The sequence below is a fragment of the Paenibacillus sp. EZ-K15 genome (assembly GCF_002573715.1).
Taxonomy (GTDB): Bacteria; Bacillota; Bacilli; order Paenibacillales; family Paenibacillaceae; genus Paenibacillus_AQ.
Window position 1 is genome coordinate 71,919 of record NZ_PDHM01000018.1, and the last position, 11,813, is coordinate 83,731.

Sequence of the window (11,813 nt, forward strand, 5' to 3'; positions counted from 1 at the left end):
GAAATGATATGAATCAGAAATTCGCAATCTTTGACATCGACAAAACGGTAATCCATACAGACTCCATGTTTCAGTTTTTAAAATATGGCATACGAAAAAAACCGTCCACGGCACCCATCATTCTGAAAGTCGTGCTGCATTCCGTGCTGTACAAGCTCCGTCTTCTGGAAGCTGAGAAGGCAAAGAGCGCTTATTTTCATGCGATGCGCCATATGGATGATGCCGACCTGAAGCATTTTTACGAAACGGAATTAAAACCTGCCATCTTCCCGGCTGCGCTGAAGGAAATGCAGCGAAAAAAAAGCGAGGGTTATCATGTGCTGCTTGTAACGGCGTCCCCAGACGCTTACATGAGATACTTTGCAGAGCTTCCTTGCGTCCATACCGTAATCGCTACGAAACTTTCCGTACGGGAAGGACGCTTTACCTCGATGATCGAAGGGAACAATTGTAAGGGGGAGGAAAAAGTGAACCGGATTCAGCAGTACTTGAACGAGCGGCAACTGACCATTGATTATGCAGCTTCCTGCGCTTACTCCGATTCCTTGTCTGACCTCCCGATGTTCGGGCTCGTCAAACATAAATATTTGATCAATCACAAATCCGCTCAAGGATGCGAGGGATTAACATGGAACAGATAAGAGCGCAGAGCGCCCCGCGCCACCTGGGCAAGCTGTTCATGGTTCTATCGGCTTTTTTGACGGCTACCGGCCAGCTGTTCTGGAAATGGGGCCACACCAACTTGATATACATGGGAATCGGTTTTATCTGCTACGGCCTTGGGGCCATTCTCATGATCAAATCGTTTTCATTGGAGAAGCTGTCCGTTGCCTATCCTCTGATGTGCATCAGCTATATTGTGGCTCTGTTTTATGGTGATTTTTTTCTGGATGAACCATTAACCCTGCAAAAACTGGCAGCCGTAGCCCTGCTTGGAATCGGGGTGACATTAACTTCCTATGAAAAATGACGGGTTCCTATACTTGCTTCTGCTCCTGATGACCTTACTCGGCTCACTGGGCAGCGTATTCTTCAAAGGGTATACCGCAAACAAACAAATCAAGCTGCTGCTGATCGGTTTTCTTAGTTACGGATTGGGAGCCTTGTTAAACATATACCTTCTAGGAGAGCTTCCTTATACGCTGGTTATGCCGGCGAATGCACTTACGTTCCTGTGGGCGTTGCTGTTTGCCAAACTGGTATTCAAGGAAACCATCGGGATCCGAAAAATCGCTGGCGTCGCTTTTATTATTTCCGGATTGCTCCTGCTGATCTGGTAAGCGAATGCCGTTTGGCCTATTTTCAGTACATATAATAGAAAGATGGGGGGAACGAAAAACTTGACTTTTTTCAGTTATTTATTTCGACATAAAAAAGATAATTACACGGCGATCGGCCTAAGCGTCTGTCTGGCTCTATGGTATGTGTTCATGAACCTTCCGTTCGTAGCCTACATCAAGGATCATGCAACCGAGTTGATGCCTCATAGCCCATTCTATGGTGCGCCCTTTACGCTGAATCTGTTTAACTTTGATCCTTCAATGGAATATGGACCGGAAAATATCTCAATCATCCATCCGTTCATTAATTTCCTGACCAGTCCGTTAACAACGATGATCGGGAGCTCCAACCTCCCTTATCTTCTGATTCAATCGCTCCTGAACGCCTTCAGCGCAGCGCTGGTCTATTACATCGTCCGAAGAAGCGGAGCCAGCTGGTTGTTGTCTCTCGTCACGGCGGCTTTCTTCGGTATCAGCTCTTATTCGCTGTTCACGGCATTCATACCGGATTCCTACGCTTATGCGCAGTTCATGATCATCCTATCAGCCGCTTATTTGCACTATGGCCGGCTTACGAATCGATTTGCCGTCATGCCGAATGCCTCCCTGGCCCTGATTAATTTCGGCATCACGTCTACGAATGTGGCGACGTTCGCAGGAGCGCTGCTGATCAGCCAGTTCGATAGAAAACAGAAGGGAACGTTTAAACGGTTTATCATGATCATGTTGGTTTTCCTGGGGATGGCGGTGATCGTAACTCTGCTTCAACACTTGCTGTTCTCAGGTAAGTCGTGGATCGCGAACGTGTTTTCAAGCGTGCAGAACGGTGCGCTCAGCTATGTTTCTCCTTTTTCATTCGAGCACCATTCCCCAGTCTTCTACATGCTGTTTGTAAGTCCTATCCTGTCGCCTGAGCTTGCCATGATCGATCCAGGGATTGCTGCATTCGTGACGAATTTGGCCAAGCCATATCCGATTCATGTCCATATCGTCGGTATCGGGGTACTGCTGCTTGCTGTTCTGTCTTTCATTAAAGGTATCCGCTCCCGCGATACCTGGGCATTTGGCATCTATATTCTGTTCGCGATTCTGCTGCACATCATCGTTGGGTTTGGTTTAGCTACGTACGCATACGATCTGTACTTGTACGCAGGACATTATCTGTTTGCCCTGTTTGTGCTTGCAGCACTGTTTATTGCCAAAATGAAGAACCTCCGGATTCAACAAGCCCTGACCGGCATCATGGTACTGTTCCTGCTGATCACCTTGGTGAACAATATCGTATTGCACGGGCAGACGCTGGACTATATTCAGATGACCTATGACACGGTGTTCAAGAATATCGAGAAATAAGCCTTTAAATACATCAAAAGACCCATCCTCCGAAGCATGGCCGAACACCATGCATTAGAAGGACGGGTCTTTCGTTAATCAATGAAATAAGAGAATATTAATTCTCCAAATGCTGCACGTTGTATAGTCTGGCATAACTTCCATCCAGATTCATCAGCTCGCCGTGCGTGCCTTGCTCCGTAATTCTACCATTCTCCAGCACAACGATTTGATCGGCATGCGTAATGGTAGAAAGGCGATGGGCCACGATTAACGTGGTGCGGTTGTTGGACAAGGACTGCAGCGCCTGCTGTATCAGATGCTCGGACTCCAGGTCCAGCGCTGAAGTCGCCTCATCCAGCACCAGAATGTCCGGATCCTTGAGGAAGACACGGGCGATCGCAAGTCTCTGCTTCTGTCCACCCGAGAGCTTGACGCCACGTTCCCCCACTTCGGTCTCATAGCCTTGCGGCAGCTGGGTGATGAAATCATGCGCATTGGCGGCTTTGGCAGCGGCGACGATTCTCTGTTCATCCGCTTCCGGATTGCCAAACAATATATTTTCACGAACGGATCCGCTAAACAGGAAGTTGTCCTGCAGTACCATGCCAATTGATCCGCGCAAGCTGTCCAGCGTCAAATCCCTGACATCATGACCGTTAATCTTCACCGCGCCCTGCTGTACATCGTAAAATCTCGGGATCAATCCGATCAGGGACGATTTGCCGCCGCCGCTCATGCCGACAAACGCAACCGTCTGCCCCTGCCGAATGGTTAAGTTAATATCTTGAAGCACCCAACCGGCAGCGTCATTGTACTTGAATGAGACACGGTCGAATTCGATCTGTCCCGCTGTTTTGAGCGTTTTGGCATCCGGACGGTCCACGATGTCATATGGCTCGTCCATGAGCTCCTTGACCCGCTCCAGCGACGCTGACGCCTGCGTCAGCACCGTTGACGAGTTGATCAAGCGGCGAAGGGGCGCATACAGCCTGTCAAGATAACCAAAGAAGGCAACGAATGTACCTAATGTCAGATCTCCCTGAATCACCCGGTATCCCCCATAACCGATAACCAGAATAGGCGCAATATCGGTGAGTGTGTTGATAATGGAGAAGGTGAGCGCATTCCAGCGGGTCTGCGCCATCGCTTTTTTCAGAAAATTGCCGTTGATGCCTTCGAATTTCTTCTGGTCGTACCGCTCCAGAGTAAAGCTTCGGATAACCGAGATCCCTTGAATCCGCTCATGTAGGTACGCTTGGATGCCGGCGAGAGCCTGCGACCGGTCCTTAGTCAAGCGCTTAAGCCGCTTATACAGCAAATTCACCGCTAACCCGTAGAGAGGAAGAATCGAGATGGCAACTAGCGTCAGAACGGGATTCATGAAGAACATGACGATTAATACAAACACCAATGTAAACAAATCCAGCCAGATGTTCATCATACCGACTTCTACCAGGTTCTTGGATTGTTCCACATCATTGATAAAGCGCGATATCGCCTCGCCCACCTTGGTATTCTGATAGTAACGAAGGGATAACCGCTGCAGATGGGCATACAGTCGATTACGCATATCGAATAAAATACGACTGGTAATGAATTGGGCAAAATACTGCCGCAAGTATTCCACCGGACCACGCACAACGACAAACAGCACCAGGGTCCCGGCGAGAATCCACATCAGATCCTGGATTTTCTGTTCGATGGTCATCTGCTGGTTGATCAGCAGATCGTCCACGACATATTTCATGATCATGGGCAGTAACAACGGGATTGCAAATTTGATCATGCCGATAATAAGGGTCAGGATGATCCACTTCATATATGGCTTAACGAACGGATAATAGATTTTCCATGATTTCAAAGGTGATAACAGCCCCTTTCTGAAGTAACATCCACGTGGTTGGCAGGCGAAGAGCAGTTGACATTTATGCGCTTCAATGCTTTATTAGTTCTAAACTTATGAATTGTATCATGTCTTGCAGGAGGATTTAGTCATGACCAGAATTTTCGTGACGGAGGCCGTCATGCTGGCCATTTACGGTCAGCTGTTAGTACCACCTAAACCCGTCGAGTACATCATTCCGTACACTACCATTTTGGAATTATATGAGCTTCATACCACCGAGGAACATCTCATGAATAGCAGTGCTGATGACCAGCACGTCAAGATAAAGATCGGCGAATTGATTTCCTATTTTGAAGAACCGCTGAACAAAAAGAAAATCGAGCGCGCCCTGCAGGTGCCTTGGTCCAAGAGCCCCACCATTCCCGTTAGTGAAACTACCCGGGTCTCGGTCATGAATACCATGGACACCGCACCCTATGGGGAATCTTTCGATCCTGTGGAAACCGAACTGCTGCTGGCATCCCAAAGAGCCGCGGCTCCCATACTGACCGATCAATACGAATTGATTCAGCGTATCGTCGAAAGCGCTCTTCCGGTTCAGGTCTATGATATCGACGATTTTGATTTTGCATTAGAGGTCCCGCTGTCCGGGCAGCCATAATGATCCTATGTACACACCTTCGCATGGCAAAAGGAGTCCCTTCCCCGGTTTGAATGGGGCAGGGACTCCTCATGTTGACCGAAAAAAATTCCCCGTGCGGGGAATTTAAGGCGTACAAACTGCCACCACGAAACGAGCCTCAGCTGTTCTTTTTTATCTTGTCCAGCAAGCGGACCGTGATCGCATCCATAACGGGCAATGCTTGAAAATCAAAATATTTAAGAGATACTTCCGTATTAGGGGACAAATGAATGGCACTGTGCAGGCCGGTTGCCGCATACACACCTATCACATAATACACTTCATCTCCACCTATTTGCTTCTTCATATACTCCGGACCCGACACAAGGTCCAAGAGTCGCATATCATCCGCTGTCAGGCCGCTCTCCTCCCACAGCTCTCTGGACGCTGTGTCTTCAAGAGCTTCGCCGGGCTTCAGGTTTCCGAGTGGAAGTCCCCACTCGTCCTTGTTCTGCCGCTTCAGGAGCAGAATCTCTCCGTTATCGTTCAGCACAAGCACCGCCGCTTTCACACGGACCACCGAGCGTTTGCCGATGTATTGGCGAATATCACGGTGATATACGCTCATCTTGGGAACCTCCTTTCCCTAGATGGCGCTGCAGTCTCACATCAGGTTAATTCACTGCGCCCTCTTCTTCATAAATATACGAAATGTCATCCAAGGATTCCTCATACTTCACGCGTAGCGTATATCCCTCCAAATACCACAAATCCTGTTCTTCCATAAAAAATGTTACCTCTTCGGAATGCTCCGTCAGTCCCGCTTCTCTTGGTTCTTCTACCGAAATACCGAGCGAAAATCCGGGATGGAGACCTCCGCCTGAGCTATATCGCGGAAAGAAGCGAACGAACGTGCCTGACTGAAGATCAAGTTCCTTCTTGTACCAACGTGCCGCCTGGTCGCTGACTTGAATTTGCATGCGTCGTACACCCTCCTTAGACGTCATATTATGTTGACCCCTATCTTTTTGCAGACCGGAGATCTTAGGGACGGTATCTTATAAATAGTTGCAATATTATCATAACGCATACGCATGTTAGGATACAAATCATTTTGATAATAAAATAGTGACATAAGGTTCTATCCTACCTTCACTATCGAAGATCTTGCTATGATCCTGAAAAATAAGTTTGACACATTCCAGTTCATGGTGATAAAATTCAGTCCATACGAGATCGATTTGAATAAATTGTAAATTACGAAGAAAGGGTGAGTGACATGTTTAAACTGTTTGCGATGGATCAAGAACATCTGGATCATCATTTCCTACAATTAAATATGGATCGACTCCCCAATGGTGCTGTCTCATCATCATCAAGCCTCGTTCATTCGTTGCCAGAATGATCAGAACGAAGCAGCTAACCGTTGCACGGAAGTCATGATCGCCGTGCGAATGATAAGTTCAAAATTAATGAAGCATATCGTCCGTCGTCGGATGATGTGCTTTTTTTGGTTTTTAGGATGATATGATGCCGGAACGACCTACGAAAGGAAGGGATAATGTGTTTGCCGTACTTAAAAATTTAGGCTGGTTTTTCAAGCAAGAGAAAAAGCGTTACTTGATCGGCCTTGCGCTTCTCATCTTTTGCGGACTGGTTGAGCTGCTGCCGCCGCTTCTGCTCGGAAACGCCATTGACGATATCGTCAGCAGTTCCATAACGTGGGCGTCCCTCGTCCAATATCTGCTCATGATTCTGGGCATCGTTGCTGTCGTTTATTGTGCCACTTACATATGGATGCACCGTTTGTTCGGAGGAGCGAACCTCGTGGAACGCCTGCTCCGTACCCGGTACATGAACCATTTGCTGCGGATGCTTCCGCCGTTTTTCGAACGTAACCGTACAGGAGATCTCATGGCAAAAGCCACGAATGACCTTCGCTCCGTGGCAGCAACTGCTGGCTTCGGGATGCTCGTCATGACCGACTCCACCATATACTTGATTGTCGTTCTGTTCGCCATGGGCTTCATTGTCAGCTGGAAGCTCACATTGGCAGCCATTCTGCCCATGCCGATCATAGCCATCGGCATGGTCATCTACGGAAGAGCCATTCATAAACGCTACACGCTGGCCCAGGATGCCTTCGGTGACATGAACGACCAGGTTCTGGAGTCCGTAGCCGGTGTGCGTGTCGTCCGCGCTTATGTACAGGAACGCGCCGATCAGCAGCGCTTCCAGGACATTACGGATGACGTATATCGTAAAAACCTGGCGGTAGCCAAAGTGGACGCCTTATTCGAACCAACCATCAATTTCTCCATCGGTCTCAGTTACGTCATCGGTTTAGCCTACGGTGTGTACCTGGTGTTCCAGAATCAAATCACGCTCGGAGATCTCGTATCGTTCAACATGTACCTCGGGATGATGATTTGGCCGATGTTTGCCATCGGGGAATTGATCAACATTATGCAGCGCGGAAACGCCTCCCTGGATCGGGTCAACGAAACCTTAAAGACCCCGCCGGATGTTACCGACGCCGCGAACCCTGCTTACGTGGAGGTTCCGGATACGATTCAATTTAAGGATGTCACGTTCCGTTACCCAACCTCTACAATTGATAATTTGAAACATATTAATTTTACGCTGCAAAAAGGCCAGACGCTCGGCGTCGTAGGACGCACGGGCAGCGGCAAATCGACGCTGCTGAAGCAGCTTCTCCATGAGTACCCTACCGGAACCGGCGAAATCCTCATTTCCGATATACCAATGGAGATGCTGGCGACTGACCGGCTCCATGGCTGGATCGGGTATGTGCCGCAGGAGCAGATCTTGTTCTCCAAGACGGTACGTCAGAACATCCAATTTGGCAAAAAGGATGCCAGCGACGAATTGATCATGGAGGCGATTACGACCGCTGCGTTTGACCGCGATCTGGTCACCCTGTCCGATGGGCTTGATACCCTTGTAGGCGAAAAAGGCGTGGCGTTGTCCGGTGGGCAAAAACAAAGGGTCTCACTGGCCCGAGCTTTTATCGGCGACCCTGAAATCTTAATATTGGACGACTCCTTGTCCGCTGTAGACGCCCGGACGGAAGCCAGAATCATCGATAATATCCGGAGCAAACGCGCCGGCAAGACGACCCTGATCTCCACGCATCGACTCTCAGCCGTTCAGCATGCCGATGTGATCGTAGTGCTGGAGGACGGTCGAATCACGGAGCAAGGAACCCATGATGAACTGCTGGAGCTCGGTGGCTGGTACCGTGAGCAATTCGAACGCCAGCAGGTAGAAAACAATCTGACCTCGGAGGAGGTGTCTTAATTGACTCCAACCGATACGACCATATCGAATGAATCCGGCATTGCCAAACGACTGTTCCGTTATGCCTTAACAGCCAAGGGCACCTTCATCGCCGCCTTGATTCTGCTCGCCATCGGCGTTGCCGCAGAGCTTGCAGGTCCCTTCATCGCAAAAACGATGATTGACGAGCATATCCTGGGCATCGAACGGCCTTATTATGAGACGACGCAAGCTCAAGATGCCGCATCCTATAACGGGACTTATTATAAACGCGAGGATCGCTTTCTTGAAGGCGAGACGCGAGGACAGGAAGTTCGTCTCGTTCAGGCTGGCCGTAACTTTTACTTCATTAACGAGCCGGTAGCTCGAACCGAAGGAAACCGCTCCTTTCAGGACGGTGTCATGACAATTTCCTACGCCTCGGAGGAGATGCAGTATCCGGCTGTTAAATTGACCAAGGAACAGCTGTTTGAATTTTATAAACCCGAACTTCCCAACATATATAAGCTGGTCGGCCTGTTCCTGATCTGCCTGTTGATCTCCATGATTACGGTATTCGGCAGAACCTACTGGCTGCAATCGGCAGCTAATCGGGTCATTCAGAAGCTGCGCACCGATGTGTACGCCCACATTCAGCGGCTGCCCGTCAACTTCTTTGATGATTTACCGGCGGGCAAAGTCGTTTCCCGGGTAACCAATGATACCGAAGCGGTAAAGGACCTGTTCGTTGCGGTATTATCCAACTTCAGCTCCGGAGCCGTGTATATCACGGGTGTCTACGTCGCTTTGTTCCTTCTGGATGTAAGACTGGGCTTGATCAGTTTGTTTGTTATTCCGATGTTGATTGTATGGACCATTCTGTACCGTAAATTTGCAACCAAATACAATACCGTCATCCGCTCCCGTCTGAGCGAGATCAATGCCATCATTAATGAATCCATTCAAGGTATGGCCATCATTCGTGTATTCCGCCGCCAAAAAGCGACCCAGGACGAGTTCGAGGCGCTGAATGCGGACTATATGGCTCATCAGAACAAAATGCTCAATCTGAACTCCTTCACCACGCACAATCTGGTGAATGTGCTGCGTAACGTTTCCTTTGTAGTCGTACTCTGGTATTTCGGTTCTGCATCATTAAATGGTGCCGGCATCGTCTCGATCGGCGTCCTCTACGCCTTCGTTGATCTGCTTGGCCGCATGTTCCAGCCGATTACGGGTATGGTTAACCAGCTGGCAGCGCTCGATACCTCCATCGTCTCCGCCAAACGGGTGTTTGAGCTGATGGATGAAACAGGCGAGAAGGTAACGGATGGCAGCATGCCGCGGTATTTAGGAAATGTGGAATTTCAGAACGTGTCGTTTGCGTACAAGAAGGACTATGTCCTTAAGAACATTTCATTTGAAGCGAAGCAAGGCCAAACCGTGGCGCTTGTAGGTCATACCGGCTCCGGTAAGAGCTCCATCATCAATCTGCTGTTCCGCTTCTATGACCCGCAGAAAGGCACGATTACCATTGATGGCCAGCCCGTTACCGATATTCCAAAGCAATGGCTTCGCAAGCATATGGGGATTGTACTGCAAGACCCGTACCTGTTCACGGGCACCATTGCTTCGAATGTCAGCCTGGGTGATCCGAGCATTACACGGGAACAAGTGGAGCAGGCGCTGCGCGACGTAGGGGCTGATCGGCTGCTCGCTCATCTTCCGCAAGGCTTCGATGAGCCAGTATTGGAGAAAGGCAGCACGCTGTCCGCCGGACAACGCCAGTTAATCTCTTTTGCCCGGGCTCTTGCGTTCAATCCGGCCATACTGATTCTCGATGAAGCCACCGCGAACATTGATACGGAGACGGAAGCCTTAATCCAGGAAGCCCTGGAGGTACTGAAGCGAGGGCGCACGACCTTTATCATCGCCCACCGCTTATCCACGATCCGCAGCGCCGATCAGATTCTGGTCCTTCACCGCGGCGAAATTGTGGAACAGGGTTCCCATGACGAGCTGATGGCCCTGGGCGGAAGATACTTTAAAATGTATCAACTCCAGCAAGGCAGCACGGCTCCGATTGCAGACAGTAAGGAGACGGTACTTGCCTCCAACAGTAAAATGGCTGGTGGTCATGTATAAACCAAGTTAGAAGAAGTTTTTTCTTGCGATATCAGGAAGACCCAGGCTTCGAAGTTTATACCTACAGATATCTATAAAAGAAGGCTGTCCCCTGTCGAATGTTACATTCGCTTGGGAACAGCCTTCTTTATTGCATTGTAATCTGGCGGTACATTACAAGAATTACTTTGCCGGATGATCAAGAGTAGCTTCTGCTTTGACCGTGATTTTGGTGTACTTGGAAGGCACGAGCACGTCATCTGAAGATTTGGAGATGACTTGCGGGTACATTTTGTCCGGATCGGGTTGAAGAACTTTGTAGTAGATCACGGCTTCGGTATCGCTAACATAGTCGACCGACGTAATTTTAATGCCGTACCCCGGATTCGGTAGGTCTTCCTTGGTTACCGTGACTTTGTTCTGCGCATCATCCACCTTAACGACGCTTGTACTTACATCCGGTTCAGATTGTCCCGGCTTCTCGGGTATCATGTTCTTCTGATGCTCCTCAATAAATTGAATGGAATTGTACGCAAGCTCTGCCGCTTCAATACGGGTTAAACTCTTGGCAGGATGGAACTTGGCGTTGGCGTCGAGCTCAGCGATCTTGGTTAACAGCAGGAACTGTACCGCTCCCCGGCTCTCCTCTTTCATCAAATCCTCGTCGGCCACATGCAGATACATCATGACCACGGGATAATTCCCGGTCTTCTGAATCGCTTCCGAGAGCAATGTCGCGAACCCTTCTCGGGTTATCGGCTCATTCCATTTCATGTCTGCGGATACGGACAATCCGTTCTGAGCCGCTATATTCACAGCATCCGCGAACCAGGCATCCTTCGGCACACTGTCAAACGAACGGCCCGTATAGTTCGGTTGTACCTTCAGGTCGGCGACATTCACAATCATCTGCACCGCTTGGGCGGTCGTTATTGTTTTGGCCGGAGCGAATTTGTCGGCACTAATCCCTTGGATAATTCCTTTCGCTTGCAGCTCCTTCACCATTTGTAGTGGCTGCTCCTCTTGAATATCGTTGAAAGCAGAGGCGGCGCCGGCACCGAGCAATGACGAAGTGACAAGCATTGCAGTTAACAATTTCGTAGTTTTTTTCATAATTACACCTCCTAATCTTTCTGACGCAGAGGTGCTGGAATATGTTTCATCTCAGCCCTAATTTCTTTTATAGAGGTTGTTCAAAAAGTCCGCTTTTGATAAGAAAACCTCTATCGAGGCCACTTCAAGGATGAGCGACCGCGATACATAGGTAGGTTTTCTTGCGATATAGAATTTCATCAGTTCCACTGATAACTCATAAATTCTATATCTA

Annotated in this window: 11 protein-coding genes; 7 read left to right on the top strand and 4 right to left on the bottom strand. The window is 49.1% G+C overall.

The window, feature by feature from the left end; all coding sequences use genetic code 11:
- Nucleotides 1-8 precede the first annotated feature (8 nt).
- The 4 genes from CRG97_RS20580 to CRG97_RS20595 are packed head-to-tail and all read left to right on the top strand — an operon-like array spanning nt 9 to nt 2,633.
- A complete protein-coding gene (locus tag CRG97_RS20580; protein ID WP_098746883.1) occupies nt 9-641 on the top strand; it encodes an HAD family hydrolase in 633 nt (210 codons plus the stop codon).
- Nucleotides 629-970: an EamA family transporter gene (locus tag CRG97_RS20585; RefSeq protein WP_098746885.1), complete on the top strand. Its 342-nt coding sequence runs from the start codon at nt 629-631 to the stop codon at nt 968-970. Before CRG97_RS20580 ends, CRG97_RS20585 begins: the two co-directional genes overlap by 13 nt.
- The gene (locus CRG97_RS20590) at nt 960-1,280 is read left to right on the top strand and encodes an EamA family transporter (RefSeq protein WP_076322124.1); all 321 of its coding nucleotides are present in this window, start codon (nt 960-962) and stop codon (nt 1,278-1,280) included. The genes CRG97_RS20585 and CRG97_RS20590 overlap by 11 nt, the downstream gene beginning before the upstream one ends.
- Before the next feature lie 60 nt (nt 1,281-1,340).
- Nucleotides 1,341-2,633 carry a DUF6080 domain-containing protein gene (locus CRG97_RS20595; protein ID WP_098746887.1) on the top strand — a complete coding sequence of 431 codons (1,293 nt, stop codon included), beginning with the start codon at nt 1,341-1,343 and terminating at the stop codon, nt 2,631-2,633.
- Between the two features lie 97 nt (nt 2,634-2,730).
- Here CRG97_RS20595 and CRG97_RS20600 read toward each other — a convergent pair whose 3' ends face one another.
- Nucleotides 2,731-4,476, bottom strand: coding sequence for an ABC transporter ATP-binding protein (locus tag CRG97_RS20600; RefSeq protein WP_098746889.1), 1,746 nt, complete (start codon nt 4,474-4,476; stop codon nt 2,731-2,733).
- Nucleotides 4,477-4,609: 133 nt separating this feature from the next.
- Between CRG97_RS20600 and CRG97_RS20605 the strand changes: the two genes are divergently transcribed.
- On the top strand, nt 4,610-5,122 hold the full coding sequence (locus CRG97_RS20605) for an ADP-heptose synthase (RefSeq protein WP_098746891.1): 513 nt from the start codon (nt 4,610-4,612) through the stop codon (nt 5,120-5,122).
- A 139-nt stretch (nt 5,123-5,261) separates the two neighbouring features.
- Here the strand turns inward: CRG97_RS20605 and CRG97_RS20610 are convergent, their stop codons facing one another.
- Both CRG97_RS20610 and CRG97_RS20615 read right to left on the bottom strand, forming a co-directional pair.
- Nucleotides 5,262-5,711 carry an NUDIX domain-containing protein gene (locus CRG97_RS20610; RefSeq protein WP_098746893.1) on the bottom strand — a complete coding sequence of 150 codons (450 nt, stop codon included), beginning with the start codon at nt 5,709-5,711 and terminating at the stop codon, nt 5,262-5,264.
- Between the two features lie 46 nt (nt 5,712-5,757).
- Nucleotides 5,758-6,063 carry a HesB/YadR/YfhF family protein gene (locus CRG97_RS20615; protein ID WP_076322129.1) on the bottom strand — a complete coding sequence of 102 codons (306 nt, stop codon included), beginning with the start codon at nt 6,061-6,063 and terminating at the stop codon, nt 5,758-5,760.
- Nucleotides 6,064-6,646: 583 nt separating this feature from the next.
- Here CRG97_RS20615 and CRG97_RS20620 point away from each other — a divergent pair.
- A complete protein-coding gene (locus CRG97_RS20620; RefSeq protein WP_098747420.1) occupies nt 6,647-8,404 on the top strand; it encodes an ABC transporter ATP-binding protein in 1,758 nt (585 codons plus the stop codon).
- A complete protein-coding gene (locus CRG97_RS20625) occupies nt 8,405-10,507 on the top strand; it encodes an ABC transporter ATP-binding protein (protein WP_098746896.1) in 2,103 nt (700 codons plus the stop codon).
- 162 nt (nt 10,508-10,669) lie between these two features.
- Here CRG97_RS20625 and CRG97_RS20630 read toward each other — a convergent pair whose 3' ends face one another.
- Entirely contained in the window at nt 10,670-11,599 is a 930-nt protein-coding gene (locus CRG97_RS20630) for a protease complex subunit PrcB family protein (protein WP_076322131.1), read from the bottom strand.
- Nucleotides 11,600-11,813 lie beyond the last annotated feature (214 nt).